Here is a 25,783-nt window from a genome sequence, read left to right as displayed (position 1 = left end):
AAACCGCCAAGTATAAGCTGTTAGCCGCCATGACTGGCAGGATAAAACGCGCCCGGTGATCAGTTGTCCCGTGCGCCACCGTAGTAACCGCAGCCTTGCAGGGTCTGGCCGTCGATACGCAGCTCAGCGCGCAGGTGACGCACGGCGCCCGTCCCACCATCGACGCATCGCTGCGGGGCGACCCACAGTTCCACGCGCTGGCCGTTGGCCTCACTGCTCAGGGTCAGGCCGCCGCCGGGCACTTCTTCTTCGAGGAATGGCAACGGCAGTGGCTCCTTGCCTGTGCGGTTGAGCACCATGCCTTTACCGCTGGCCTTGATGTCCCAGTCAGGTTCGTGGCCGCTGGCTCGCAGGGTCAACTGCTTGAAGTTGGGGTCATCGCACGCACGGGTGGACGATTCCAGACGGTACAGGCGGCTGACCTGTAACTGGCCATCATTATCGGCCTGCTTGCTGCCGGTCAGGCGCCCGCGCACATCGCCGAACAATTTGGCGTTGGCGTCCTTGGCCAAGTTGACGGACTCTTGGAGGATGCCGGTGCCGGCCACGTCGTTGATCACGAAACGGCGGCTTTCGCCACACGGCTTGAACAACAGCCGCCCACCGCCTGCGCTCAGTTCGCCCTGCATGCGAGTGGTGCCGATGTTTGGGTCGCGTTGCTGTTCGGCCAGCATCTGGCAGCCAGCGAACATCGGTAGCAGTGCACTGAGCAGCAGGGTTGGGGTGACGCGCATGGGGGTGGGCTCCGGAGAATCTTTGCCAAAGAGCTGGCCACGTTACTCAGGCTTGCGGCGGATCTCAAGTTAATGGTGGCCTGTTCCGGCTTCCTTGCCGGTGAACCCGCTCCTGCAGGGGCCGCAGCAACTGTGGGTGCGGGTTTATCGGCAATCAGGCCAATACATTCGGTGCGAGCCAGGCAGAAAAAAGGGCCAGTAAATGGCCCTTTGTGGATCAACCCCCGAGGTACGCGTCGCGCACCTTCGGGTCGGTCAGCAGTGCCTCGCCGGTGCCTTGCATCACCACCCGGCCGTTTTCCAGCACATACGCCCGGTCAGCGACCTTCAGTGCCTGGTTGGCGTTCTGCTCCACCAGGAACACCGTCACGCCGTCGCGGCGTAGCTGTTCGATGATGTCGAAGATCTGCTGGATGATGATCGGTGCCAAGCCCAAAGAAGGCTCGTCGAGCAGCAGTAGCTTGGGTTTGCTCATGAGCGCCCGGCCGATGGCCAGCATTTGCTGCTCGCCGCCGGACATGGTGCCGCCACGTTGCAAGTACCGCTCCTTCAGGCGCGGGAACAGTTGCAGGACCTTGTCCAGTTGCTCTTGGTAATCGCCCTTGTCGGTGAAGAAACCACCCATGGCCAGGTTTTCTTCGACGGTCAGGCGGGCGAACACGCGGCGGCCTTCAGGCACCACCGCGATGCTTTTGCGCATGATGTGCGAGGACGGCTGGCCGACCAGTTCCTCACCCAGGTATTTGATGCTGCCGCTGTGGGCCTGAGGCGAGCCGCACAAGGTCATCAACAGGGTTGATTTACCCGCACCGTTGGCACCGATCAGGGTGACAATCTCGCCTTGGTTGATTTCCACGTTGACGCTGTGCAGTGCCTGGATCTTGCCGTAGAAGGTGGAGACGTTTTCGAACTTCAGCATTTACGCTTCCCCCAGGTAGGCTTTGATCACTTCAGGGTTGTCGCGGATCTCCTGCGGCGTGCCATGGGCCAGGGGTGTGCCCTGATTGATCACCACGATGTGGTCAGAGATGCTCATCACCAGCTTCATGTCGTGCTCGATCAGCAGGACCGTGACATTGTGCGACTCGCGCAGGTAGGCGATGAGCGCCTTGAGGTCCTCGGTTTCCTTCGGGTTCAGGCCCGCAGCCGGTTCGTCGAGCATGATGATCCGTGGCTGGGTCATCATGCAGCGGGCGATTTCCAGGCGGCGCTGCTGGCCGTAGGCGAGGGTGCCTGCGGTACGGTTGGCGAATTCGGTCAGGTTGACCTTCTCCAACCAGTATTGTGCGCGCTCCATGGCCTCCTTCTCGCTGCGGCGGAAGCTCGGGGTCTTGAACAGGCCGGCGAAGAAGTTGGTGTTCAGGTGGCGGTGCTGGGCGATCAGCAGGTTTTCCAGTGCAGTCATTTCCTTGAACAGGCGTACGTTCTGGAAGGTCCGCACCACGCCCCTGCGGGCAATCTGATGGCCGGCCAGGCCTTGGATAGGCTGGCCGTCGAGCAGAATGGTACCGCCGCTTGGCTTGTAGAAGCCGGTCAGGCAGTTGAACACCGTGGTTTTGCCAGCGCCGTTCGGGCCGATCAACGCCACGACCTGTTTTTCCTTGACGGTCAGGCCCACGCCGTTGACCGCCAACAAGCCGCCGAAGCGCATGCTAAGGCCGCTGACTTGCAGAATTTCGCGGCTCATCGACGCAGCTCCATGTGGGGGCGTTGCATTGGCAGCAGGCCTTGCGGACGCCAGATCATCATCAACACCATCAGCGCACCGAACATCAGCATTCGGTATTCGCTGAACTCTCGCATCAGCTCAGGCAGCAGGATCATCACGATGGCCGCGAGAATCACGCCCAATTGTGAGCCCATGCCGCCGAGCACGACGATGGCGAGGATGATCGCCGACTCGATGAACGTGAACGACTCGGGGGTCACCAGGCCTTGGCGTGCAGCGAAGAAGCTACCGGCAAACCCTGCGAAGCAGGCACCCAGGGTGAACGCCGAAAGCTTGATCACGGTCGGGTTCAGGCCCAGCGCGCGGCAGGCGATCTCGTCCTCGCGCAGCGCCTCCCAGGCACGGCCGATAGGCATGCGCAGCAGGCGGTTGATGACAAACAGCGCCAACAGCGCCAGCAGCAAGGCAACCAGGTAGAGGAAGATGACCTTGTTGATCGAGTTGTATTGCAACCCGAAGAACTCGTGGAAGGTCTGCATCCCCTCGGCAGCCCGGCGCTCGAAGGTCAGGCCGAAGAATTCCGGTTTCGGGATGTTACTGATGCCGTTGGGGCCGCCTGTCCAGTCGGTGAGGTTGCGCAGGAACAAACGGATGATTTCGCCAAAGCCCAGGGTCACGATCGCCAGATAGTCACCGCGCAGGCGCAGCACCGGGAAGCCCAGCAGGAAGCCGAAGGTGGCCGCCATCAGGCCGGCGATCGGCAGGCAGACCCAGAAGCTCCAGCCCAGGTAGTGCGAGAGCATCGCGTAGCTGTAGGCGCCTACGGCGTAGAAACCCACATAGCCAAGATCCAGCAGGCCAGCCAGGCCGACCACGATGTTCAGGCCCAGGCCCAGCAACACGTAGATCAGGATCAGCGTGGCGATGTCGACGGCGCCGCGCGACCCGAAGAACGGCCACACCAATGCCACGATGATCAAGCCAATGATCACATAGCGCTGGGTTTTCGGCAGCGTCAGGTAGTTGCTGACGGCTGGCGGGATCAGTTTGCGCTCCGAGCGACGCCCCATCACCGCGTTCCACTGCTTGTCGAACAGCACGCGCAGGAACATCAACACCGAACATACGGCGATGATACTGATGGTGAACGAGCCCTGGCTATGCACCACCAGGCTGATACCGTCGATGCTCAGTTTAAGGCCCAATACCGGGAAGGCCACGGCCCAGACCAGCAAGGCGCTGAATAACGCCTGTTTGATATTTCTGTTCATACTTTTTCAACCTCCGGGCGGCCCAGGATGCCGGTCGGCCGGAACAGCAGGACAAGAACCAACAAGCCGAATGCCACCACGTCCTTGTACTGGTCGCCGAAAATATCGGCACCGAAGGCTTCGGCCACGCCCAACACCAGCCCGCCGAGCATGGCGCCCGGAATACTGCCGATGCCGCCCAGTACCGCCGCGGTGAAGGCCTTCAGGCCCACCAGGAAACCGGCGTTGGGGTTGATTACCCCGTACTGCATGCTTAGCAGCACGGCCGCCACCGCCGCCAGGGCGGCGCCAATGACGAAGGTCAGGGCAATGATGTTGTTGGTATTGATGCCCAGCAGGTTAGCCATCTTGATGTCCTCGGCGCAGGCGCGGCAGGCGCGACCCAGGCGGGAACGTGAGATGAACAGGGTCAGGCAGGTCATGGCTACCAGGGTGACCACGAACACCAGGATCTGCATGTAGGAAACCAGAACTTCCTCCGCACCCCCTGGCCCGAAGGAGAAGCTTCCTGGGATCAGGTTGGGAATGGATTTGTCCTTGGAGTCTTGCGACAGCAAGACCGTGTTCTGCAGGAAGATCGACATGCCGATGGCAGAAATCAGCGGAATCAGGCGGTTGCTGTTGCGCAGGGGGCGGTAGGCAACCCGTTCGATGCTGTAGCCATAGGCACTGGTGACGCAGATCGTCGCGACGAAGGCGACGGTCATCAGGATCGGCAGCGAATGGATACCCATCATGGCCAGCCCTGCCAGGGCGATGAAGGCCACGTAGGAACCGATCATGTACACCTCGCCGTGGGCGAAGTTGATCATGCCGATGATGCCATACACCATCGTGTAACCGATGGCGATCAAGGCATAGGTGCTGCCGATGGTCAATCCATTAACCAGTTGTTGGAAGAAATGGTAGATCTCAGGCATTACAGCGCTCCTAAAAACCTGATTTGCATTTCGCTGGCAGGGGTACGGCCAGGAAACCGCGGGTGACGGTTTTAAGATTTTCAGGTGAGCCCGCCCCCGGATCGCGGGGATCGAGCCCATGAACCTCGTAAAACAAAGCCCACTGCTCGCACAGTGGGCTTTTACGGTCAGCTATTAGTCACGCAGTTATTGAGGGGAGACTTCGGTCTTCGGCTTGCCGAAGTGCCATTCGTAGACCACGAACTTGAAGTCTTTGAGGTCGCCCTTTTCGTCGAACGACAGCTCGCCGGTCGGGGTCTTGAACGAACCTGCGTGGATGGCCGCTGCCACCTTGTCGGTGTCTTCGGACTTGGCCGCTTCGATACCTTTGGCGATCAGCTCCACAGCCGAGTAGGCCGGGAACACGAATGGGCCGCTTGGATCTTTGCCGTCGGCCTTGATGGCGTCGACGATGGCCTTGTTTTCCGGGTCTGCATCGAACGACTTCGGCAGGGTGACCAGCAGGCCTTCGGAGGCATTCTGGGCGATCTGCGAGATGGAATCGTTACCCACGCCTTCCGGGCCCATGAACTTGGCCTTCAGGCCTTTTTCCTGGGACTGGCGCAGGATCAAGCCCAGCTCTGGGTGGTATCCGCCGTAGTAGACGAAGTCGACGTTGTTTTGCTTGAGCTTCTGGATGATCGAGGAAAAGTCTTTGTCGCCAGCGTTCAGGCCTTCGAACACGGCAACCTTGACGCCTTTCTTCTCCAAGGTCTGCTTGACCGCTGTGGCGATGCCCTCGCCGTACTGCTGCTTGTCGTGCAGCACCGCGACCACTTTCGGTTTCACGTAGTCGGCGATGTAGTTGCCGGCCGCCGGGCCTTGGGCACTGTCCAGGCCAATGGTACGGAAGATCATCTTGTAGCCACGGGCGGTGATGTCCGGCGAGGTGGCCGCTGGCGTGATCATGATGACGCCTTCGTCTTCATAGACGTCGGACGCAGGTTGGGTGGAACTGGAGCACAGGTGACCGACCACGAACTTGACGCCGTCGTTGACCACTTTGTTGGCGACGGCCACGGCCTGTTTAGGGTCGCAGGCGTCGTCGTATTCCACGGCTACGAGTTGCTTGCCATCCACGCCGCCCTTGGCGTTGATGTCCTTGATAGCTTGTTTCGCGCCGATGAACTGCATGTCGCCGTACTGGGTCACAGGCCCGGTCTTAGGACCGGCAATGCCGATTTTGATGGTATCGGCGGCAAACGAATGGCTGGCTACCCCGGCCAGTACCATTGCGGCGAACAGCTTGGAAATCTTGATCATAGTGCTCCACTCATTCTGTTGTAATTCTTATAGTCCTGGCGGCCAGGGCTACAGACCGGGCGGGCATTGCGATATGGCCACGCCATACTGCATGCCCACCTTCCCCCGGAACATGTCCCGGAACTGTACCGGTACAGTGTAGAGCGCTGTTTACGCGCTTGAAAAGCGGGCAAAAAGTGCCTGTTTCACGGGTTGTCGCATGATCGACACAAAGATACAGAAAAGCGCCATCACTTTGCCTGCATCCACGGCTCTACCCCTCAGTTTCAAAGCCAATCGACCAAATTACATATTTGAAACCGGGTTTTTCTGCAAAAATGCCGGCCTTTTTAATTGGCCGAATTTGCGGGTAAAACCCATGACTGATGACACAAGCACCCTCTATGCCAAACTGCTAGGTGAGACGGCGACAATCGAGTGGAAAGCTTTGGAGCGTTTCTGGGCCAAAGGTGACCTGATTTGGGTCGACCCCGGGCTCGACCTCATCGAGGTTGCTACAGTAATGGCCGAGAATCGCAGCGAAATCGTCGCCAAGTGGCGTAGTGCTGGCACTGTTGGGCCGGTCACCGCAGAGCAAGCGCTCGACCTGCAAAGCCGCGATCCAGAGATCTGGGCCGTGGTCGTTTCACCGTTCATCGTGATTCAGGTGAAACAATAAGAATAACGATGCTTCGTTTCAGTGCTTGAAAATACACAAACGCCCCAGTTTGGTGCTTATTGACGCTCACGTAAGGTGGAAGTAAGTAACAACGGCCGAGTGGTTCGGCGGGGCGGTAACAGTTTACGGCATGCGTAATGCTGCCACCTTTCCATCCTCTGCCAGGAGTCGTTCATGAGTGCTGCACTGCCTTCGCTTGGGTTTGCCGGTATCGGCTTGATGGGCTTGCCAATGTGCCGACGTCTGTTGGCCGCCGGTTTTGGCCTGACGGTCTGGAACCGTAGCCCGGAAAAGTGCGATGCGTTGGTGGGCGCAGGCGCGCGCTTGGCCGCCAGCCCCGCCGATTTGTGCCGTGAGAGCGATATTGTGCTGCTGTGCCTGGCCGACACAGCGGTGGTGCGCGAGGTGGTGTTCGGTGAGCAAGGCATCGCCCAGGGCGGGCGCAGCGGGCAACTGCTGATTGACTTGTCGAGCCTGGAGCCTACAGCTACCCGGGAAATGGCTGCCGAACTGGCTGCCCTGTGCGGTATGGCTTGGTTGGATGCCCCCGTATCTGGCGGCACGCCAGGGGCTGAGGCTGGTACGCTGGCGATCATGGTGGGCGGCGAAGCTTCGGACTTGCAGCGTGCGCTGCCGATCCTGCAGGTACTTGGGCAACGGGTGACGCACATGGGCGGGGTAGGGGCAGGGCAGGTGACCAAGGCCTGCAATCAGATGATCGTGGCATGCAACGCGTTGGTGATCGCTGAGGTGGTTGCCCTGGCTGAGCAGTCCGGCGTTGACGCGACTTTGATCGCGCAAGCCCTGGCCGGTGGATTTGCCGATTCCAAGCCGCTGCAGATCCTGGCCCCACAGATGGCCGAAAGCCGTTTCGAACCGATCAAGTGGCACGTACGCACTTTGCTCAAAGACCTTGACGGAGCAGTAAAGCTTTCCCGCGAACAGGGCACGGCAACGCCGCTCAGCGGCCTCGCCGCGCAGTTGATGCGCCTGCACGGTAGCCAAGGGTATCTGCAAAAAGATCCGGCGACCCTTGTAGAGCTATATCGCAACAGGGAGTGAATGCTGGGGCTTGGCGCTCGAGCTGGTCGAGCATTGGCCGCAGTTCGCTCATGGGTACAGGGCGGCTGAGTAAGTAGCCCTGCAGGTAGTCGCAGCCATTTTCGGCCAGAAACTCGTATTGCTCGACGGTCTCTACGCCTTCGCAAACCACTTCCAGGTGCAGGGTGTGAGCCATGGCGATAATGGCTTGAATGATTTGGCGATCCTTGAGGATGGCGGGCACATCCTGCAGGAACGAGCGGTCGATTTTCAGCACGTCCAGCGGCAAGCGTTTTAGATAGGCCAGAGACGAGTAGCCGGTACCGAAGTCGTCGATCGACAGCCCCACCCCATAGTTTCGGATGCGTTTAAGCAGTTTGACGGTCTGCTGGATGTCGCCCATCAGGGCGTTTTCGGTGACTTCAAGTTCCAGACGGCCAGGCGCCAGGCCCGCCTCAAGCAATGCCATCTCTACTTCGTTGGGCAAGTTTTCGTGGCCCAAGGTTACAGCCGAGCAATTGGCCGTAATCTTCAGGCCGGCGTAGCCGTGCTGGTGCAGGCGAGCCAGATCCTGGCAGGCGTGGCGCAACACCCACAGGTCGAGATCGATGATCATGCCATTGGCTTCGGCAATGCCGATGAACTTGTCTGGCCCGATCAGTCCATGCAGAGGATGCAGCCAACGCACCAATGCCTCCAGCTTGGCCACCTGGCCTGTGCGCAGGTCGAAGATGGGTTGGTAGTGCACGCACAAGCCACGCTCTTCCAGCAGTGCAAGCCGTAGTTCCTCCTCCAGTTGCAGTGCCAGAGTGGCGCGGTTTTTCAAGCTGCTGTTGAAGAAGTGCAGGCTGTTGCGCCCGCTGCCCTTGGACTGGTAGAGGGCCAGGTCGGCATTCTTGAGCAGTTCTTCGGCAGTCTGACCGTCGTCAGGGTAAATGCTGATGCCAATGCTGGTGGTCATGACCATGCGCCGGCCACCCAGCTCGATTGGCTCCTTCATCCGTTGCATTATCCGCTGAGCCAAGTGGCAGGCTTCGTCCCGGTTATGCAGGCTGGTGACCACGCAGAATTCGTCGCCGCCCAAGCGTGCAACCAAGTCTTGGCTGCGGGTGGCGGCCTTGATGTGATCGGCGATCACCTTGAGAAGCTCGTCGCCCACGTCATGGCCCAAGCTGTCGTTGATCCGTTTGAAGTGGTCGATGTCCAGGAACATCAATGCCAGGCGCGTTTGATCTGAACTTTGTTGCGCCATGCGTTCGGCAAACAGCTGGTTGAAACCGCGGCGGTTGACCAGATTGGTCAGGGCATCATAGTGGGCCGCTTGCTGCAATGACGCTCGTGCCTGATCCAGCTGGTTGAGCAGCACCCCGTAACGGCGCAGGTCCTCTTCCTTGCTTTGCAGTTTTTTATCGGACAGGGCGGCACTGATGCTGCTGGCACTGATCAGCAGCGTGATCAAGGCTACCGTCAGCCCCAGTTGCAGGCTGTTGTCGGTAGAGGGCAGGTTCAGTGCAGTGGTGTCGGGGAGCACCAGGGTCATGCCGGCCATGGCGGTGAAATGGGTGGCGACGATGCCACTGGCCATCAGCAAGCTGGCACCATACTTCATGGCTTGATGCATGGTTCCGCTACCATTGCGAAAATAGCGAGCCAGCAGCAACGCCGCCAGGCTGGTCAACAGCGCGATCGCAGTGCTGGCCAACAGCAAGCTGGTTTTGTAGTACTGCTGGGCTCCTGTCTGTAGTGCGGCCATGCCAACGAAATGCATCAGAACGATGCCCAGGCCGATCAACAGCGCGCTTTGCAGGTAATGATGCAGGCGCATTTGCGTGCGGTCCAGGCTGGTCATTGCCAGCCAGGCCGCCAGCAGCGCGATGACCAGCGACAGGCCGGTCAACGTTACGTCGTAGTGCATTTCGATCGGGGCTTGAAACGCCAGCATGCTGATGAAATGCATCGCCCAGATACCGCCTGCCAGGCAGCATGCACCGAGCATGCGCCATTGCCGCTGGGCGGAGCGGTGTTCGCTATTAGATTGACGCTCCGCCATGTCCAGGGTTGCGAAGCAGCCTGCGGTGGCCACCGCGAAGGCGATGACGATGAGCAGCGGCTCATGGCGGCAGTCGATGAGGGTGCGCCCGGTGTCCGGCAGTTCAGTGAACAGTTGCAAACCCAGCCAATCCATTGCTAGCCCTTTGCTCGAGTTTTCACTCGTCTCCTTCAAAGCCATTTGGAGACTGTCGTGGGCAGTATAGAAAGTACGGGTTAAAACATCACCGATAATGGCACTTTGGCTTCAACGATTTGGTTATTCGTTAAATAGCCGTCGGGCATAACAAACCGAGGCCACTTGGGCCCCGGTTATAGAGCGGGTCGATCAACCAGCCACGAGTACGCGGATCGCTTCCAGTCGCAGTGCTGCCTTATCGAGCATGGCCAGGCCTTGCTCGCGCTGCTTGCGCAGGGCTTCGATCTCGCTGTCACGTACGCTGGGGTTGACGGCCTGCAGGGCAGTCAAGCGCGCCAGTTCCTCATCGGCTTCGGCAGCCAGGCGGCGCTGGGCTTCAGCCACGCGCTCGACATGCACCGGCATGACCTTCGCTTCACCACCGCTGATGCGCTTGGCCAGCACGTCACGCTGAGCCTGAACGAACTTGTTTGCGCTGGCCCGTGGCACGCTTTCGAGTTGGTCGTTGAGGGTTTCGAAAGCCACCCGTGCAGCCAGGTCGTTGCCATTGGCATCGAGCAGGCAACGCAAGGCCGCCGGCGGCAGGTAGCGGCCCAGTTGCAGGCTGCGGGGTGCGACCACTTCACTGACGAACAGCAGTTCGAGCAGCACGGTGCCGGGCTTGAGCGCCTTGTTCTTGATCAACGCTACCGCCGTGTTGCCCATCGAACCGGACAGTACCAGGTCCATGCCGCCCTGCACCATCGGGTGCTCCCAGGTGAGGAATTGCATGTCTTCACGCGACAGTGCCTGGCCGCGGTCGTAGGTGATGGTCACGCCTTCGTCGTCACCCAGCGGGAAGCTGGCGTCGAGCATCTTCTCGCTCGGTTTGAGGATCAATGCGTTTTCCGAGTGGTCCTCACTGTCGATGCCGAAAGCGTCGAACAAGGTTTCCATGTAGATCGGCAGGGCGAACTGGTCGTCCTGTTCAAGGATGGCCTCGACCAGCGCCTGGCCTTCGCCAGCGCCACCGGAGTTGAGCTCCAGCAGGCGGTCACGGCCGCTGTGCAACTCGGCTTCCAGGCGCTCGCGCTCTGCACGGGCTTCACTGACCAGCCCCGACCAGGCTTTGTCATCGCCACCTTCGAGCAGTGGCAGCAGGCGCGGGCCGAACTGATGCTGCAGGGCATTGCCGGTCGGGCAGGTATTGAGAAATGCGTTGAGAGCCTCGTGGTACCACTGGAACAGCCGCTCCTGTGGGCTGTTCTGCAGGTATGGGATGTGCAGTTCGATGGTGTGCTTCTGACCGATACGGTCCAGACGACCGATACGCTGTTCGAGCAGGTCCGGGTGTGCAGGAAGGTCGAACATCACCAGGTGGTGGGCGAACTGGAAGTTACGGCCTTCACTGCCGATCTCCGAGCAGATCAACACTTGGGCACCGAACTCTTCGTCAGCGAAGTAGGCGGCGGCGCGGTCGCGCTCGAGGATGCTCATGCCTTCGTGGAACACCGTGGCTGGGATGCCGGAACGCACGCGCAGGGCGTCTTCCAGGTCCATGGCGGTTTCGGCATGGGCACAGATCACCAACACCTTGGTGCGCTTGAGCATCTTCAGGGTGTCGATCAGCCAGTCTACGCGTGGGTCGAAACGCCACCAGCGTTCGTCGTCACTGATCTCACCCTGGGCCTGGAAGGCCACCTCGGGGTACAACTCGGCATGCTCACCGGCTGGCAGGTCCTGATATTGCTCAGGATTGGCCAGCGGATACGGATGCAGCTGGCGCTCAGGGAAGCCCTGAACTGCCGCACGGGTGTTGCGAAACAGCACGCGGCCGGTACCGTGACGGTCGAGCAACTCGCGGATCAGCCGGGCGCTGGCCTGAGTATCGCCATCGTTGACTGCTGCCAGCAAGGCTTCGCCCTCTGCGCCCAGGAAACCATGGATCGTGGCATGGGCCTTGGGTGACAGTCGGCCCTGTTCGAGCAGCTCCTGTACGGCCTCGGCGACCGGGCGGTAGTTTTCACTCTCGGCGCGGAACGCGGCGAGGTCGTGGAAGCGATTTGGATCGAGCAGACGCAGGCGTGCAAAGTGGCTGTCCTGGCCGAGCTGTTCTGGGGTGGCGGTCAGCAGCAGCACGCCCGGGATCACCTGAGCCAGTTGCTCGACCAAGCCGTACTCGGCGCTGACCTGTTCTTCATGCCACACCAGATGGTGCGCCTCGTCGACCACCATCAGATCCCAGCCAGCGGCGAACAATGCGTCCTGGGCCTTCTCGTCATCGACCAGCCATTCCAGGGCCACCAGCGCCAGCTGGGCATCCTCGAAGGGGTTGCTGGCGTCGCTTTCAATGAAACGCTCGGCATCGAACAGGGCCACCTGCAGGTTGAAGCGCCGGCGCATTTCCACCAGCCACTGGTGCTGGAGGTTTTCCGGAACCAGGATCAACACGCGGCTGGCACGGCCCGACAGCAACTGGCGGTGAATCACAAGGCCCGCCTCGATGGTCTTGCCCAAGCCCACTTCGTCGGCCAGCAAAACCCGCGGGGCGGTGCGGTCTGCGACTTCGCGGGCGATGTGCAACTGGTGGGCGATCGGTTGCGCACGGCAACCCCCCAGCCCCCACAGCGACGATTGCATCTGCTTGCTGGTGTGGTGCAGCGTGTTGTAACGCAGGCTGAACCAAGAGAGCGGGTCGATTTGCCCGGCGAACAGGCGGTCGCTGGCCAGGCGGAACTGGATGAAGTTAGACAGCTGGGTTTCCGGCAGAGTGCGTGGTTGGTTCTGCCCGTCCAAGCCGTGGTAGACCATCAGCCCATCGATGTCCTCGACTTCGCGTACGGTCAGCTTCCAGCCCTCGAAATGGGTGATCTGGTCACCTGGCGAGAAGCGCACGCGGGTCAGCGGCGCATTGCGCAGGGAATACTGGCGAGTGTCGCCAGTGGCCGGGTAGAGCACGGTCAGCAAGCGGCCATCCTGCGCCAGAATGGTCCCAAGGCCAAGCTCCGCTTCGCTGTCGCTGATCCAGCGTTGCCCCGGTTGATACTGCTGCGCCATACTGCGTGAACTCCCGCGATGAAAAAGCCGGCTATGTTAACGGATAGGCCGGGCGGACCATAGACCAGAAGTCCAACAGTCTAGCCGTTTCATCGCAGAACACCGTTTTGCTGACGAGGGCCACGCACCGATATGCCGCTCAAGCACCGCTGGTTGAACACTTCGCTGGCCTTGGGCGGCTTGCTGCTGCTGGGTGCCTGTGAGCAGAAAAATTTTGAAATGCTGCCAGCGATACCTGTCGAGCAGCTCGAAGTGCTTGGCGTACAGACGCCGATCAAGAGCGTGCACTTTCGTGACCACGATGGTGAAGGGCTGTTGGTGCTCAGCCGCAGTGATGGCCAGGCCGTAGACGCCGAATCGGAGCAGGAAGTCGACAAGGTGGTGCTTAAGGCCACCTTGTATGGCCGTGCCGCTGAGCGCGATGCGTTCAAGCCGCGCTGGCAGATCGAGCAGGAAACCACGTGCCCTGGGCTGGACCTGGATGTCGATTTTTATGCCGACGTGAGCGACGTCACGGACCTTGACAAGGATGGTACGGCGGAAGTGACCGTGGCCAGTCATGCCTTTTGCGGAGGGGGCATCGACCCCCATGACATCGCCATCGAAATGCGCGAGGGGCAGAACGTCTACACCATCACTGGCCAGTCGCTGATCACCCCCGCCGGTGAAGATCCGGTCGGCGGCGAGCGCGAAGACAGCGCTTCACTGAAGCAAGCCCCTGAGCTATTGCGCCAGCATATGGACTCGGTTTGGCAGCAGGTCTATAAACGGCCCTGGAGCGAAGTCAGCTCACCGACCGACGACGACCTCGATGACGATAGCGAGTAGCCGCTAGCTATACTGGCAAGGCATGGTCTTCAGAGGCCGCCCATTGCTCACTAGTCCCTCAAGCTGGCTGACGCTCGGCCGATACAGTGGGCACAGGAGAATTCCCATGCTGCCGCCACTCATCCCGCTCAGTGCTGCTCCGGTGACCTCGCAAATGGACCCGGTCAAACCGACACCCGACGTCAAGCCGGTGGTGCCTGTGCAGCCTTCATCCAATGAGAGCGCAATCGACCTCAAGCAACAGCGTGACCCGCAAGAGCAAGTACTGTTGCTGCGCGAGGAACAGCGCCGCCAGCAGCGGCGGCGCAACAAAGACGATGCGCAGCTCTACAGTGCCGTGCCCGGTGATGAGGTCAATGCCGACAACACCGTGCCGGTGGCGCCGTTGATGGGGGAAAGCCCGCGTCAGGGCCTGCTGGTCGATATCGAAGTCTGACACGGGGCTGGTCAGGGCCAGCGCCCGGTTGCATGATGCAATCCTCTGTAGACCATCGAGCCTTCCCATGAGCCAAGACAACCTCATCGATTTCGATGCCGAACGTGCCAAGCGCATTCATGACCTCAAGGAAAAACGCCTGAACGAAGTGCGTCAGGCGTTCGAGCAGGCCATGCCGCTGGGTGCGGCGAAGAAAAAGAAGCCCAAGGGCAAGCCCAAAAAGCGTTGAAACATGACGCAGGTCAACCCTGCACCTGCCTTCTGTGCCCGGCCCTGGGCAACATTGACCCTGATCAAAACTTCCCGCTGCGCTAGTCGTTACCTTGCATCCATCGGACAACGGCAAACGAATCGGGAGGCCAGCATGTTCTTCGACAATGTGGTTATCGCGGGCGTGGTAACGGTCGGGTTGATGCTGGTTTTCTTTGCCGGTCTGGGCATTTTCATCTGGAAGGACTCGCACAAGCGCAAGTCGCGCTGACCTTTCAGGTTCACGAGCACGCAAGGCATTTAGGGCGACTTCGGTCGCCTTTTTTTTTGTTCCTGCTTTTCATCATGCATAGATGATTAGCTAGCTAATTAAATAGCTTAGCAGTATTCTCCATTCCGTTGTCTATCGTTTAATTGCCTACACTCCGCAAGGTCCGATTCGTGCCCATCACCTTCCAGGCCCTGTTCGCACCCAATAGCGTCGCTATCAAGTTCGCCATCAAAACCCTGCTCGGGGCTGGCCTGGCACTGTGGCTGGCTATGCGCTGGGGGCTGGAGCAACCCTCATGGGCGCTGATGACCGCGTTCATCGTTGCCCAGCCGCTGTCCGGGATGGTGGTGCAGAAGGGCCTGGCACGCTTGGCCGGCACCTTGGTCGGAACTGTGATGTCAGTGGTGTTCATTGGCTTGTTCGCGCAAACGCCCTGGCTGTTTCTGATCAGCCTGGCGCTGTGGCTGGCACTGTGCACTGCGGCTTCCACGCAACTGCGCAGCGCCTGGGCTTACTCGTTTGTGCTGGCAGGCTATACGGCGGCCATCATTGCCTTGCCCGCCATCAGTCATCCTTTGCAGGTGTTCGACCAGGCCGTGGCGCGGTGTACCGAAATCTGCCTGGGTATCTGCTGTGCGACCGCCAGCAGTGCTTTGATTTGGCCGATGAGGGTCGAGCAGCAGCTTGCTGGCCAGGCGCGCCAGGCCTGGCAAAATGGCCTGCAGGCCGCCAGCGCCATGCTGGGCGGCGAGGATGAAGCGCGCAAGGGCTTGCTTGAAAGCCTTGGGCGAATCGTAGCCATCGATACCCAGCGCGAGCATGCCTGGTTCGAAGGGCCACGCGGCCGGCTGCGGGCCAAGGCCATCCGCGGGTTGAGCCAGAAACTCATGGTACTGCTGCGTATTTCCCGCTCTGTGCGCCGGCAGTGGCAGCAATTGAGTGAACACGAAGCCGAACGCCTTGCCCCCTGGCTCGAACAGTTGCGCGCGCAGTTGGCCTACGCCGAGCAGAGCGGCGCTTTGTTGCTGCGACAGCGGATTTGGGACGCCGCGCAGGATGAACAGATAAGCTCTGCCGAGCATTACTGCCTGGCGCGCATGGCCTTGTTGCTGGACTACACCATGGCTGCCACCCAGGCCCTGGACGATGTAGAGGCGGGCAGGGAGCCCAAGAATGTCGCCCAGGGCCTGGCGGTGCACCGCGATTGGTCGCTGGCTCTGCTGTTTGGCTCACGCAGCGCCCTGGCGTTTCTGACGATGAGTGGCTTTTGGCTGGCCACTGCCTGGCCGTCGGCACCTGGCGGCCTGGTGTTGACGTGCGTGGTGTGTAGCCTGTTTGCCAGCCGCGAGAATGGTGCGCAGATAGGCCTGAGTTTTTTGCGTGGGATCCTGCTGGCCATTCCCGCAGCGTTTCTGGTCGGGGAGATTCTGCTGCCACAGTGGAGTAGTTTCGCCATGCTCTGCCTGGGCATGGGCGTGCCGCTGTTTTTCGGTGCCCTGGGTATGGCGCATCCGCGTACTGGAGCAACAGCCACATCCTATTGCCTGCATTTCATCGTGCTGGTGGCGCCGCTCAACGTCATGGCGTTCAGTGTGGCGACCCTGCTCAATAATGCCCTGGCCATGTTGGTGGGGGTGGGCGCGGCGGTGTTGGCGTTTCGCTTGTTGGTGTTCCGCAACCCGGCCTGGCTCGGCCGGCGCTTGCGCGCGGCTACCCAGAGCGACTTGGTGCGCCTCACTCGGCGTGATCTGCGTGGAGCCGATACCTGGTTCGGTGGACGCATGGCCGACCGCTTGATGCAATTGGCTCGGCATGCCAGCGAGCTACCGGCCACCGAGCGCAAGCGCTGGGATGACGGCCTGCATGGCTTGGACATGGGCGATGAGCTGGTGCACCTGCGTATGTGCCTTGCCGTGGCACAGGCGCCCTTGGCCGGTGCCGAGCGCGACTACCTGCAGCAAGTCGAGGCCGTGCTCGCCCAGGGGCCGGGCGCCGGGCGTGAGCAGCGCCTGGACCAGGCCAGCGAGCGATTCTTGGCGGTTTTGCAGCGGGCGCCGGCCAGCGATCCGTTGCGCCTTGCCCAGGGCGCTGTGTTGCAACTGCAGAAAAGCTGGAGGCGGTGGTGCCGTGCGCAGGAGGATGCCCATGGGCTTGCGTGAATGGGAGTTTGGCGGGGTATTGCTAAGCCCGTTTCTAATTTATGTATTGGTGGCGCTGGCGCTGACAGCGGGGTTGCGCCTGCTGGTGCATGCCACGCCATTGGCGCGCTGGATCTGGCATGAAGCACTGTTCGATGCAGCGCTGTTCGTGTGTGTGCTGTACCTGGTCGTTCGCCTGATGGGGCTTTTGTAAGGAGCTATTCGATGCGTGCCGTCGTCCGTACCCTGGTGACCCTGTGCGTGGTCGCCATCGCCGTTCTGGCTGGCTACAAACTCTGGCAATACTACATGCTCACGCCTTGGACGCGCGATGCACGGGTGCGCGCTGATGTGGTGGTGATCGCCCCGGACGTGTCTGGCTGGGTGCGTGAACTCAAGGTTCAGGACAACCAGCAGGTCAAGGCAGGCGACCTGTTGATGACGATCGATCGCGAGCGCTTCCAGGCGGCGTTCGATCAGGCCAGTGCGTTGGCTGAAACCCGTACTCAGCAGTTGCACCTGCGCGAGCGTGAAGCCGCACGGCGCACAGCATTGGGCCCTGAAGCGATCAGCGCCGAGCTGCGCGAGAATGCCCAGATCAACGCCGCCATTGCCCGGGGCGAACTGCGTGAAGCCCAGGCGCAATTGCAAGTGGCCCGAATTAACCTGGCCCGTAGTGAAGTACGGGCGCCGCGCAGTGGGCACATTACCAACCTGCGCCTGGCCCAGGGCAACTACGTGAACACCGGCCAATCGGTCATGGCGCTGGTGGATGACTCGACGTTCTATATCCAGGCTTATTTCGAAGAGACCAAGTTGCCGCGCATCCGGGTGGGCGATGAGGTCAAAGTCTGGCTGATGGGGGCGGGTGAACCGATGCAGGGCCACGTGCAAAGCATCAGCCGGGGTATTACCGACAGCAATAGCAATCCCGACGGCCAGCTGCTGCCGGTGGTCGAACCGACCTTTAACTGGGTGCGGCTGGCCCAACGCATCCCGGTGCGCATCAGGCTCGACCAGATTTCTGAAGGGGTGCATCTGAGCGCCGGGATGACCGCCAGCGTGCAAGTAAATGAGGACAAGGCTGACCAGTGACTGGCAGTGCGCCGCTGGCCAGGCCGTTTGCTTGAACCTCAGAGGAACATGCCTCCAGAGACCTCCAGGCGCTGCCCGGTGATCCAGCCGTTACCGTCTTCGAGCAGCAGTGCAATGGCTGCCCCAATGTCGTTGGGCAGCCCAACCCGCCCTAGCGCAGTATTGCTGGCGATGAAGTCGTTGACCTGCTGATTGTCCCTTACCACGCCGCCACCGAAGTCTGTTTCGATGGCGCCGGGCGCGAGGATGTTGACGCGGATGCCCCGTGCACCCAATTCCTTGGCCTGGTAGCGGGTCAGTACCTCCATTGCCCCTTTCATGGCTGCATAGGCGGCGTAACCGGGTAACGCGAAACGCGCAAGACCGGACGATATGTTGACGATGCGTCCACCATCGACCAGCAGGGGTAGCATTCGCTGGGTCAGGAAGAACGGGCCCTTGAGCTGGATGTTCATCAACTGATCGAACTGCGCTTCGCTGGTCTCGCTGAAGGGCACGTTCAGCCCGATGCCGGCATTGTTCACCAGGAAATCGAAGCGCTCGCGGCCATACTGCTGTTGCAAAGTTGCACTCAGGCGCTCGGTGAAAGAGGCGAAGCTGCTGCTGTCGCTGACATCCAGTTGCAGCATGGCAGCCTTGACGCCGGCAGCTTCCAAGGCCTGTGTGACCTGTCGGGCTTGTTCGGCGTTGCTGTGGTAGGTGCCGATGATGTCTATTCCGCGGGCCGCCAGATGTTCGGCAGCATTGCGTCCCAGGCCGCGACTGGCACCGGTGATAAGCGCGATTTTGCGAGTCATGACTTGTTCCTCGTGGCTGTTGAATGAACGAGAGCTTATTGATCGCCCAGCAGCTGTTAAATCCTGCAAGTTCGGAAATACTGTTCGTCTGAGCCGAACAGAGGGCAGGGCATGAACAAGCTGGAACTGCTGCGTGTTTTCGTCCGCGTGAGTGAGCTACGCAGTTTTACCCTGGCCGCTGAGAGCCTCAGCCTCCCACGCTCGACGGTGTCCGAGCAGGTCAGAGCCCTGGAAGCGCTGCTCGGCACGCGTTTGTTCAACCGCACCACCCGGCGTGTGCAAACGACCCAGGACGGGGCTTTGCTGTATGAGCGCAGCAAAGACCTGTTGTCAGGCATGGACGAGATCGAAAGCCTGTTCCGCGCTGACGATGCCGAGCTTACCGGGTGCCTTCGAGTTGATATGCCGACGATGATGGCGCGGCGTGTGATCATCCCTGCTTTGCCAGCATTCCTGTCGCGGTTTCCCAGGCTTGAGGTAGAGATCAGTTGTACCGACCGCCAGGTCGATCTGCTGAGGGAGGGTTTCGATTGCGTGATGCGTATCGGCGCGCTCAGTGACCTGGATGTGGTGGCGCGCCCGATCGGCCAGTTGAGCATGCGCAATTGCGCCAGCCCCGATTATCTCGCCCATTTCGGTGTTCCGCAGAGCCTGGATGACCTGGCAGAGCACCGCCTGGTGCACTATGTGCGCAATTTGGGGGCTCGCAGTTCAGGCTTTGAATACCTGCAAGCCGGCCAAGTACGCTACCAGGCCATGGCTGGTGTGGTCACGGTCAACAATGCCGAGGCTTACTCGGCAGCCTGCCTTGCAGGCCTGGGTCTGATCCAGGTGCCGGGGGTTGGCGTTGAGCATCATTTGGCGAGCGGGCAGCTGATCGAGGTGATGCAGTGTTGGCGAGCTCAGGCCATGCCAGTGTCGTTGTTGTATGCTCGTCAGCGCCACGTGCCGCGGCGCGTTCAGGCATTCATGGGCTGGCTGGGCGAGCTGTTGGCCTCGCAAGTCGACGCTGTTTCGCAGGAACGCTAGCTTGGTGTACAACGCATTTAGGCTGCGGCTCAGCCGTCACCGGCGGGCACTGCTTGGGTATTTTGCAGCAGCTCTTCGAGGCCGGCCTTTTCCAGCGGCCTACTGAGATAGAACCCTTGCACTTCGTGGCAGCGATCGCTCTGCAGGGCCCGCAGTTGTTGCTCGGTCTCGACGCCTTCGGCGGTGACCGTCAGCCCCATCGCCTCGCCCAGGTTGATGATCGCCTGCACTACCGCGCGATCGTTACCGCTGGGGTTGGTAAGCCCGGCGATGAAGCGCTTGTCGATTTTGATGCTGTCGAATGGGTAGGTGCGCAGATAGCCCAATGAGGAATACCCTGTACCGAAGTCATCCATGTTCAGCCGTACCCCCAATTCTTTGAGCGCGAGCATGGTGCCCAAGGCACCCTCTATGTCGTTGAGCATTACGTTTTCGGTAATCTCCAGTTCCAGCCGCTGCGCAGGGAAGGAGGTTTGCAGAAGGATATCCCGCACATCTGCCACGACATCGCTGCGCAAGAACTGCGCAGGCGACAGGTTGACCGAAACCAGCAGGTGAGCCGGCCAGCCCAGCGCGGTGCGGCAGGCTTCGTGCAGTACCCAGCGGCCCAGGGAGACGATCAGTTCGCTCTGCTCGGCAAGGGGAATGAAGGTATCAGGAGCCAGCAAACCCTCTTGTGGATGCTGCCAGCGCAGCAAGGCTTCGCATGAGGCGATGCGCAAGTCGCTCAGGCAGTAGCGTGGCTGATAATGCAGGACGAACTCATTGTTCTTCAGCGCACGGCGCAGGTCGTTTTCCAGTTTGCGTCGGTATTGGATCTGCTGGTTCATATGAGCCGCGAAGTAGCGCCAGGTGCCTTTGCCATCTGCCTTGGCCTGGTACAGGGCTATATCGGCGCAGCGGATCAGTTCCCCGGCATCCAACCCCTCGCTACGTGTTTGCGCGATGCCAAGGCTGGCGCCGATATGAAGCGCCTGGTTCTCATACCAGATGGGTTGCTGCAGCAGATCGATCAACCGCCGGCACAGGCGGTCGATCTCGCTTCGGTTGTCGATGCCTTGCAGCACCAGGACGAATTCGTCAGCGCCCAGGCGTGCCACCAGGTCAACGTCGCGGGTGGTGTCGCGCAGGCGTGCGGCCACCTCCTGCAGCACTGCATCGCCGGCTGCGTGGCCCAGTGAGTCGTTGATGGCTTTGAAGTTGTCCAGGTCGATGAGCAGCAAGGTCAGTGGCGGCGAGTCGCTACCGCGCGTCAGCGCCAGCTCCAGATGTCGGGCCAGCTTGTTGCGGTTGGCAAGGCCGGTCAGTGGGTCGTGCAGCGACAGGTGCTGAATGCGTGCATGGGCCTCGACTTCGTCGGTAATGTCGCTGGCAGTACCTCGAAAGCCCACTAGCTCCCCACCGAGCTCAATTGCTCTGGCCGATAAACGACAATAGCGGCTCATGCCCTTGTGATCCCGATAGACGCAACGCAAGTTTGCCGGTTGTTCGCCTTCGCTACCGACCTGCCCATCGAGCCAGGCTGACAAGGGCGTGGTTTCACAACTGAGCAGTTGATTCAACGGCTGGCCAAGCCAGACTTCTATCGGGTCAGCGGTCACACTGACGAAACGCTGGGACAAGTACGTGAGCCTTTGTTGTCGGTCAGTTTCCCAGATCCAGTCAGACGTCGCCTCCGCCACTTCGCGAAAGCGTTGCTCGCTGGCTTCCAGCGCCAGGTTGCTCTGTTGCAGGCGTTCAACACTAAGATCGATGGCCCGGGAGCTGCGCAACGCATGGCGAAACAGGTAGAGCATGACCAGGCCAAGTACCGTCAGCACACCCAGCAACGGTGGCAGCACGGCCCATAGCAGCTGCCTGCCAGGTAGCGGGCTGATCCAGGCCAAACGATAGCCGGTGTCGCCCAGTGGCACGTGTTGATGGCCGATGTCGTGTTCTTCGGTCTTTTCGACATGCATACCTGCAAGGCCAGCGCGCTGCCCCAACTGGGCCAGCTTAGCTTCGGTGAGCTGGTCGACGAACAGCATCACAGGGGCCTGGCGCACCTGCGCTTCGGTGACCTGACTGTCAGGGTGTATGACAGCGGCGCTGAGTATGGCTGGCCAATGATTCAAGAGAACGAAATGGCTCACATGTTCGCGGGCGCTGGCGGCTGCTCGCGCAGCGGCGATGATCTGCGGCAGGGGAGCATCGATCAGGCTGCCCGCAGCGGCTTCGATCATTGCGCCTTTGAATAGCCCATAGGTGGTGCGCTGGTCGTTGACCACGAAGACGCCCTCATAGCCATTGACGCTGTACAGCGATTCCCCAAGGTTCTTTTCTGTATAGGCCCATTGCCGGTCAACTTCGCCCGACAGGTGCGCGGCGGCGTCGTCCCACACTGCATAGCTGTACAGATAATCGCTTGAAGCCTGCAAGCGTTGTTCCAGCGCTTGGGTGACATGGAATGCACTGCGCTGCTGCTCTTGCTGATCGAGAGTGGCGGCAATATTGAACAAAGCGCCCAGGGTGACCAGGCATGCCAGGCCGAAGACCACGCAGAAAACCGTGATGAGCCGGCGGATCTGAACGCGTGGGGGAGGGGGGGCGGTCCTGGCCATGCGCGCGCGACTCCTTGATGACTACAGGCCCCCGCCTAGGCAGCAGCAAGGCATTTCAATCAGGATAGGCCAGCCTCAGCGGGGTGGGTTCGTCCTGGGCAAAATTGACCCGGTCGCGCCCACGATGCTTGGCACTGTACAGCGCCTTGTCAGCCTGTTCCAGCCAGTGCTCGGGAGACTGCAGGCCGGCGTTGAACGGGGCGATGCCGATGCTCAGGCTGATGCGCAGATGCGGCAACGCTGGGTTGCGGTAGCTGGCGACATCTTCGCGCAACCGCTCCATGGCCTGCCAGGCCTGCGCCTCACCGGCAGCGGTCAGTATCACGCAGAACTCATCACCGCCATAACGGCCAGCCCTGTCGGCATCACGCAGGTTGCGCTTGAGCGCTTCACTGATCTGGCGCAGTACGCAATCACCTACCACATGGCCGAAAGTGTCATTGATGGATTTGAAATGATCGATGTCGATCAACGCTACCATGCTGGGTAACTGCTGCTGCCGGCACGTCTCGAACCTGATCAGCAGCAGGTCTTTCCAGGCCCCGTGGTTCAGCAGGCCTGTGAGGCTGTCGGTCAAGCTCAGGGCGCTGAGGCGGCGTTTGTGCTCGGCCAATTTGATCGCCAGGTAGTAACAGACCCCGCCCAGAGCCATCGGATACAGCGTGAGCATCGGCAGGCAGGCATAGATCTGTAATGGCGTGGTATGCAACTGCAGCCCGGTGCCCAGCAGGGCACTGCCCACTAGGATACCCGTCACTTGAGCGATGAAGCCACGAACGATCAAGCGCTTGCCGCCTGCGGCCACGTTGTTCATGGTCATCATCGACAATACCGTCACGCTTGGCAGGGGGTTGAAGTGCATAGCGGCGGCCCAGAAGCCGCCCGTCAGCGAGTCCAGCACCAGGTTGCGTTGTTCTGCCTGATAAGGGGAGGCCGAACGCGAAGCCCAGCGGTAAGCGACATGGGGCCACAGCAAACCGTTGATCAACATCAACAGCCAGACCCAGGGCGGTGGCGAGAGCGGCGCTACGGCGGCGGCTACGCACAACAGGCCCATGGCCATCCCGAGGATGCGTGGCAGGTAGATACGCTTGACGAATGAAAGTCCTTTGCCGCTGCGATTATCCATCATGGTCATGCTCTTCTGCCGGGGTGCCGTTTATCGCATAAATGCGGTGAATATTGTCGTGCAGCGTCGGGTAGATGAAAAATGACCTTACAAGCCAATTCACGGTTGATGTGACTCCAGTGGGGTAGCATGAAGCCTTTCTTCTTGCTTGGAGTGATGCTGCTAATGGCTCCCATGGCTAACCCTGGCGACCAGTCGGCGCCGCAGCGGGACGGACGTTTCCACAATCAGGCCAGCCTGCCCCAGGATGGCGTGCTGAAGAAACTACGCATCGGTTTGAAGTACCTGCTTTTGCGCAAACCACCGCAAACTCGGCCGGCGGGACCGATCAGCCTGCAACCCATGACTCGCCAAGAGGTACTCGAGGCCCCAGATCGCAGCCTCTGGCGCCTAGGGCATTCCACAGTGTTGCTGAAGTTGCGCGGGCACTATTTCATCACCGACCCGGTCTTCGCCGAGCGCGCCTCGCCTGTGCAATGGGCAGGGCCCCAGCGGTTCCATGCCCCGCCCCTGGCGCTCGATGATTTACCGCCCCTGGCAGCGGTCATTCTGTCCCATGACCACTTCGACCACCTCGATGAACAGGCGATCCGGTGTTTGGCCCCGCGCACTCGGCAATTTCTGACGCCGCTGGGTGTGGGAGATCGCCTGATCGGGTGGGGTGTGCCCGCAGTTCAAGTCACGCAACTGGACTGGTGGCAGGAAACCGAGATTGAGGGGATACGCTTTGTCGCCACACCCGCACAGCACTTTTCTGGGCGCGGGCTGTTCGACAGCAACCGCACCTTGTGGGCGTCTTGGGTGCTGATAGACCAACAGACTCGCGTGTTCTTCAGTGGTGATACCGGTTATTTCCCAGGTTTCGCGCAAATCGGCGAGCGATTCGGCCCGTTCGACCTGACCTTGATAGAGACCGGCGCCTACAACCAGGCCTGGCCAAACGTGCACATGCAGCCGGAACAGAGCCTGCAGGCGCACCTGGATTTGCGCGGGCGCTGGATGCTACCGATTCATAACGGCACCTTCGATCTTGCCATCCATGGGTGGCAAGAGCCGTTCGAGCGCATCGTTGCCCTGGCCGGTGCTGCGCAGGTACGCCTGAGCACACCGCTAATGGGAGAGCGGTTGAGCATCGATTCGCCCCACGAGGGGCAGAACTGGTGGCAGCCCAACCCAGTGCCTCGGCGCGGCCGGAACGCGGAGCCGGAGCTGCTGGCACGCTGAATTCAATCGCAGCGTTTTTCCTGCTTGGCTGGCGGTTCTGGCGGGGTGCCGCTTTCGCTGCGCACCTGGGCATGGCTGATCAGGGCGAAGATACAGCTCCCGCCGATGATGTTACCGGCCAGGGTCGGCAAGGCGAAGGTGAACAAGAAGTTGCGCCAGGTTTCCTCGCCAGCCCACACCAGATAGGAGACTTCGGCTGAGCCAACGACGATGTGAGTAAAGTCACCCAACGCCATCAGGTAGGTGATCATGATGATGATCCAGACCTTTGCGCTTTCCATGGACGGTATCATCCAGACCATGGTGGCGATCATCCAGCCCGAGATGATGCCTTTGGCAAACATCTGGCTGATGTCGTTTTCCATCACCTTGCGGCCTACCTCCAGAAATGCCTCGTCGGTCTTGCTGTCGAAGATCGGCAGCTCGAGCATCACCCAGGCAACCAGTAGCGTGCCTACCAGATTACCCAGCAGCACAACCCCCCAAAGGCGCAGTAGGCGCCCGAAGTTGGCCAGGGTTGGAGTGGTCATGACGGGCAGTACGGCGGTAATGGTGTTTTCGGTGAACAGCTGCTGGCGTGCGAGGATCACTGCCAGAAAACCTGCGCTGTAGCCGAGGCTGGCGATAACCTGAGCGCTTTCGCCCTCGGGAAGGCGGGAATAAAGCAAGCCCATGGCCATCAATGACAGGCCCATCGTCAAACCTGCGGCCAAGGCCGACCACCACAGTGCCCCCAATGTGCGCTCCAGTTCATGATCGCCCTGGAAACGAATGGTTTCGTGCAGCACGGCCGCTCTTGGTGGCTGATTATCACTGATCTCCTTTTCTTCATCTGCCGACAGGCCAGGGGTTTTCTCGCTTTCTACGTCGCTCATTGCCGCTTCGCTCCACGGGTGGGTTTCTCTACAGAGCGATACTTGATGCATTTAGTTGCCAGAGCCCTGTGATGAAGAAACGAAGTTTTTTCAGTGCAAGGTGTTGACTCTGATTTCAAAGGGCGTATTATTCGCCTCCTCGCAGCGTTGAACGCAGCGAGGCAAGCGGTAAGTTGTTGAAGTAGAACGGTTTTGAGAAAAACGGCTCGCAAAAAACTTCAAAATAAACGCTTGACAGCAAATGAGGAAAGCGTAGAATGCGCGCCTCGGTTGAGACGAAACGCTCTTAACCAAACGCTCTTTAACAAATCGAATCAAGCAATTCGTGTGGG

23 protein-coding genes are annotated in these 25,783 nt (G+C 60.4%); 11 read left to right on the top strand and 12 right to left on the bottom strand.

Annotation, left to right across the window (positions count from 1 at the left end):
- Positions 1-59 precede the first annotated feature (59 nt).
- The 6 genes from J5M56_RS10540 to J5M56_RS10515 all read right to left on the bottom strand — a co-directional run bounded on the left by J5M56_RS10540 (position 60) and on the right by J5M56_RS10515 (position 5,896).
- Positions 60-734: a hypothetical protein gene (locus J5M56_RS10540; RefSeq protein ID WP_207936772.1), complete on the bottom strand. Its 675-nt coding sequence runs from the start codon at positions 732-734 to the stop codon at positions 60-62.
- 217 nt (positions 735-951) lie between these two features.
- On the bottom strand, positions 952-1,653 hold the full coding sequence (locus J5M56_RS10535; protein ID WP_046787727.1) for an ATP-binding cassette domain-containing protein: 702 nt from the start codon (positions 1,651-1,653) through the stop codon (positions 952-954).
- A complete protein-coding gene (gene livG / locus J5M56_RS10530) occupies positions 1,654-2,421 on the bottom strand; it encodes a high-affinity branched-chain amino acid ABC transporter ATP-binding protein LivG (RefSeq protein WP_186477612.1) in 768 nt (255 codons plus the stop codon).
- Positions 2,418-3,674, bottom strand: coding sequence for a high-affinity branched-chain amino acid ABC transporter permease LivM (locus J5M56_RS10525; RefSeq protein WP_207936771.1), 1,257 nt, complete (start codon positions 3,672-3,674; stop codon positions 2,418-2,420). The genes livG and J5M56_RS10525 overlap by 4 nt, the downstream gene beginning before the upstream one ends.
- Positions 3,671-4,594: a high-affinity branched-chain amino acid ABC transporter permease LivH gene (livH, locus tag J5M56_RS10520; protein WP_145187715.1), complete on the bottom strand. Its 924-nt coding sequence runs from the start codon at positions 4,592-4,594 to the stop codon at positions 3,671-3,673. Before livH ends, J5M56_RS10525 begins: the two co-directional genes overlap by 4 nt.
- A gap of 186 nt (positions 4,595-4,780) precedes the next feature.
- A complete protein-coding gene (locus J5M56_RS10515) occupies positions 4,781-5,896 on the bottom strand; it encodes a branched-chain amino acid ABC transporter substrate-binding protein (protein ID WP_060477806.1) in 1,116 nt (371 codons plus the stop codon).
- Positions 5,897-6,254: 358 nt separating this feature from the next.
- Here J5M56_RS10515 and J5M56_RS10510 point away from each other — a divergent pair, with 358 nt between their 5' ends.
- Both J5M56_RS10510 and J5M56_RS10505 read left to right on the top strand, forming a co-directional pair.
- Entirely contained in the window at positions 6,255-6,554 is a 300-nt protein-coding gene (locus tag J5M56_RS10510) for a DUF2288 domain-containing protein (RefSeq protein WP_207936891.1), read from the top strand.
- Between the two features lie 174 nt (positions 6,555-6,728).
- The gene (locus tag J5M56_RS10505; protein ID WP_186477614.1) at positions 6,729-7,616 is read left to right on the top strand and encodes an NAD(P)-dependent oxidoreductase; all 888 of its coding nucleotides are present in this window, start codon (positions 6,729-6,731) and stop codon (positions 7,614-7,616) included.
- Here the strand turns inward: J5M56_RS10505 and J5M56_RS10500 are convergent.
- Positions 7,516-9,780: an EAL domain-containing protein gene (locus tag J5M56_RS10500; protein ID WP_186477615.1), complete on the bottom strand. Its 2,265-nt coding sequence runs from the start codon at positions 9,778-9,780 to the stop codon at positions 7,516-7,518. The genes J5M56_RS10505 and J5M56_RS10500 overlap by 101 nt on opposite strands.
- 192 nt (positions 9,781-9,972) lie before the next feature.
- Positions 9,973-12,819: an RNA polymerase-associated protein RapA gene (gene rapA / locus J5M56_RS10495; protein ID WP_060477802.1), complete on the bottom strand. Its 2,847-nt coding sequence runs from the start codon at positions 12,817-12,819 to the stop codon at positions 9,973-9,975.
- A gap of 132 nt (positions 12,820-12,951) precedes the next feature.
- On the opposite strand from rapA, the gene J5M56_RS10490 reads away from it, so the two are divergent.
- The 7 genes from J5M56_RS10490 (at position 12,952) to J5M56_RS10460 (ending at position 17,797) form a co-directional block, all read left to right on the top strand.
- Positions 12,952-13,647, top strand: coding sequence for a hypothetical protein (locus J5M56_RS10490; RefSeq protein WP_060477801.1), 696 nt, complete (start codon positions 12,952-12,954; stop codon positions 13,645-13,647).
- A 106-nt stretch (positions 13,648-13,753) separates the two neighbouring features.
- Positions 13,754-14,083: a hypothetical protein gene (locus tag J5M56_RS10485; protein ID WP_060477800.1), complete on the top strand. Its 330-nt coding sequence runs from the start codon at positions 13,754-13,756 to the stop codon at positions 14,081-14,083.
- A 67-nt stretch (positions 14,084-14,150) separates the two neighbouring features.
- Complete coding sequence (locus J5M56_RS10480) at positions 14,151-14,312, top strand: hypothetical protein (protein WP_186477617.1); 162 nt, start codon at positions 14,151-14,153, stop codon at positions 14,310-14,312.
- Between the two features lie 135 nt (positions 14,313-14,447).
- Positions 14,448-14,564 carry a cytochrome c oxidase subunit CcoM gene (gene ccoM / locus J5M56_RS27055; protein WP_279381815.1) on the top strand — a complete coding sequence of 39 codons (117 nt, stop codon included), beginning with the start codon at positions 14,448-14,450 and terminating at the stop codon, positions 14,562-14,564.
- A 170-nt stretch (positions 14,565-14,734) separates the two neighbouring features.
- Positions 14,735-16,723: an FUSC family protein gene (locus J5M56_RS10470; RefSeq protein ID WP_207936770.1), complete on the top strand. Its 1,989-nt coding sequence runs from the start codon at positions 14,735-14,737 to the stop codon at positions 16,721-16,723.
- Positions 16,710-16,916, top strand: coding sequence for a DUF1656 domain-containing protein (locus J5M56_RS10465; RefSeq protein WP_060477797.1), 207 nt, complete (start codon positions 16,710-16,712; stop codon positions 16,914-16,916). The genes J5M56_RS10470 and J5M56_RS10465 overlap by 14 nt, the downstream gene beginning before the upstream one ends.
- Before the next feature lie 11 nt (positions 16,917-16,927).
- Positions 16,928-17,797, top strand: a complete 870-nt coding sequence (locus J5M56_RS10460; RefSeq protein WP_207936769.1) for an HlyD family secretion protein — start codon at positions 16,928-16,930, stop codon at positions 17,795-17,797.
- Between the two features lie 38 nt (positions 17,798-17,835).
- Here the strand turns inward: J5M56_RS10460 and J5M56_RS10455 are convergent, their stop codons facing one another.
- The gene (locus J5M56_RS10455) at positions 17,836-18,594 is read right to left on the bottom strand and encodes an SDR family oxidoreductase (RefSeq protein WP_207936768.1); all 759 of its coding nucleotides are present in this window, start codon (positions 18,592-18,594) and stop codon (positions 17,836-17,838) included.
- Positions 18,595-18,705: 111 nt separating this feature from the next.
- Here J5M56_RS10455 and J5M56_RS10450 point away from each other — a divergent pair, with 111 nt between their 5' ends.
- Positions 18,706-19,623, top strand: coding sequence for a LysR family transcriptional regulator (locus J5M56_RS10450; RefSeq protein ID WP_186477621.1), 918 nt, complete (start codon positions 18,706-18,708; stop codon positions 19,621-19,623).
- 29 nt (positions 19,624-19,652) lie between these two features.
- On the opposite strand, the gene J5M56_RS10445 is transcribed toward J5M56_RS10450, so the two are convergent.
- Together J5M56_RS10445 and J5M56_RS10440 are read right to left on the bottom strand one after the other, a co-directional pair.
- Entirely contained in the window at positions 19,653-22,223 is a 2,571-nt protein-coding gene (locus J5M56_RS10445; RefSeq protein ID WP_207936767.1) for an EAL domain-containing protein, read from the bottom strand.
- Between the two features lie 55 nt (positions 22,224-22,278).
- Entirely contained in the window at positions 22,279-23,361 is a 1,083-nt protein-coding gene (locus J5M56_RS10440) for a diguanylate cyclase (RefSeq protein ID WP_186477623.1), read from the bottom strand.
- A 120-nt stretch (positions 23,362-23,481) separates the two neighbouring features.
- Between J5M56_RS10440 and J5M56_RS10435 the strand changes: the two genes are divergently transcribed.
- The gene (locus J5M56_RS10435; RefSeq protein ID WP_186477624.1) at positions 23,482-24,576 is read left to right on the top strand and encodes an MBL fold metallo-hydrolase; all 1,095 of its coding nucleotides are present in this window, start codon (positions 23,482-23,484) and stop codon (positions 24,574-24,576) included.
- A 2-nt stretch (positions 24,577-24,578) separates the two neighbouring features.
- Here the strand turns inward: J5M56_RS10435 and J5M56_RS10430 are convergent, their stop codons facing one another.
- A complete protein-coding gene (locus tag J5M56_RS10430) occupies positions 24,579-25,451 on the bottom strand; it encodes a formate/nitrite transporter family protein (protein ID WP_207936765.1) in 873 nt (290 codons plus the stop codon).
- Positions 25,452-25,783 lie beyond the last annotated feature (332 nt).

The sequence above is a fragment of the Pseudomonas sp. 51_B genome (assembly GCF_017491595.1).
GTDB classification, from domain to species: Bacteria; Pseudomonadota; Gammaproteobacteria; order Pseudomonadales; family Pseudomonadaceae; genus Aquipseudomonas; species Aquipseudomonas promysalinigenes.
Note: the sequence above shows the minus strand (reverse complement) of the source record. Positions and strands in the feature narration are given on the sequence as shown.

Bases quoted from the DNA above. Each gene is read 5' to 3' on its own strand.
- J5M56_RS10525 (WP_207936771.1), bottom strand. From the start codon at position 3,674: ATGAACAGAAATATCAAACAGGCGTTATTCAGCGCCTTGCTGGTCTGG.
- J5M56_RS10500 (WP_186477615.1), bottom strand. From the start codon at position 9,780: ATGGATTGGCTGGGTTTGCAACTGTTCACTGAACTGCCGGACACCGGG.
- J5M56_RS10515 (WP_060477806.1), bottom strand. From the start codon at position 5,896: ATGATCAAGATTTCCAAGCTGTTCGCCGCAATGGTACTGGCCGGGGTA.
- J5M56_RS10490 (WP_060477801.1), top strand. From the start codon at position 12,952: ATGCCGCTCAAGCACCGCTGGTTGAACACTTCGCTGGCCTTGGGCGGC.
- J5M56_RS10455 (WP_207936768.1), bottom strand. From the start codon at position 18,594: ATGACTCGCAAAATCGCGCTTATCACCGGTGCCAGTCGCGGCCTGGGA.
- rapA (WP_060477802.1), bottom strand. From the start codon at position 12,819: ATGGCGCAGCAGTATCAACCGGGGCAACGCTGGATCAGCGACAGCGAA.
- J5M56_RS10540 (WP_207936772.1), bottom strand. From the start codon at position 734: ATGCGCGTCACCCCAACCCTGCTGCTCAGTGCACTGCTACCGATGTTC.
- J5M56_RS10440 (WP_186477623.1), bottom strand. From the start codon at position 23,361: ATGACCATGATGGATAATCGCAGCGGCAAAGGACTTTCATTCGTCAAG.
- J5M56_RS10435 (WP_186477624.1), top strand. From the start codon at position 23,482: ATGAAGCCTTTCTTCTTGCTTGGAGTGATGCTGCTAATGGCTCCCATG.
- J5M56_RS10480 (WP_186477617.1), top strand. From the start codon at position 14,151: ATGAGCCAAGACAACCTCATCGATTTCGATGCCGAACGTGCCAAGCGC.
- livG (WP_186477612.1), bottom strand. From the start codon at position 2,421: ATGAGCCGCGAAATTCTGCAAGTCAGCGGCCTTAGCATGCGCTTCGGC.
- J5M56_RS10485 (WP_060477800.1), top strand. From the start codon at position 13,754: ATGCTGCCGCCACTCATCCCGCTCAGTGCTGCTCCGGTGACCTCGCAA.
- livH (WP_145187715.1), bottom strand. From the start codon at position 4,594: ATGCCTGAGATCTACCATTTCTTCCAACAACTGGTTAATGGATTGACC.
- J5M56_RS10450 (WP_186477621.1), top strand. From the start codon at position 18,706: ATGAACAAGCTGGAACTGCTGCGTGTTTTCGTCCGCGTGAGTGAGCTA.
- J5M56_RS10535 (WP_046787727.1), bottom strand. From the start codon at position 1,653: ATGCTGAAGTTCGAAAACGTCTCCACCTTCTACGGCAAGATCCAGGCA.
- J5M56_RS10505 (WP_186477614.1), top strand. From the start codon at position 6,729: ATGAGTGCTGCACTGCCTTCGCTTGGGTTTGCCGGTATCGGCTTGATG.
- ccoM (WP_279381815.1), top strand. From the start codon at position 14,448: ATGTTCTTCGACAATGTGGTTATCGCGGGCGTGGTAACGGTCGGGTTG.
- J5M56_RS10465 (WP_060477797.1), top strand. From the start codon at position 16,710: ATGGGCTTGCGTGAATGGGAGTTTGGCGGGGTATTGCTAAGCCCGTTT.
- J5M56_RS10445 (WP_207936767.1), bottom strand. From the start codon at position 22,223: ATGGCCAGGACCGCCCCCCCTCCCCCACGCGTTCAGATCCGCCGGCTC.
- J5M56_RS10510 (WP_207936891.1), top strand. From the start codon at position 6,255: ATGACTGATGACACAAGCACCCTCTATGCCAAACTGCTAGGTGAGACG.
- J5M56_RS10430 (WP_207936765.1), bottom strand. From the start codon at position 25,451: ATGAGCGACGTAGAAAGCGAGAAAACCCCTGGCCTGTCGGCAGATGAA.
- J5M56_RS10460 (WP_207936769.1), top strand. From the start codon at position 16,928: ATGCGTGCCGTCGTCCGTACCCTGGTGACCCTGTGCGTGGTCGCCATC.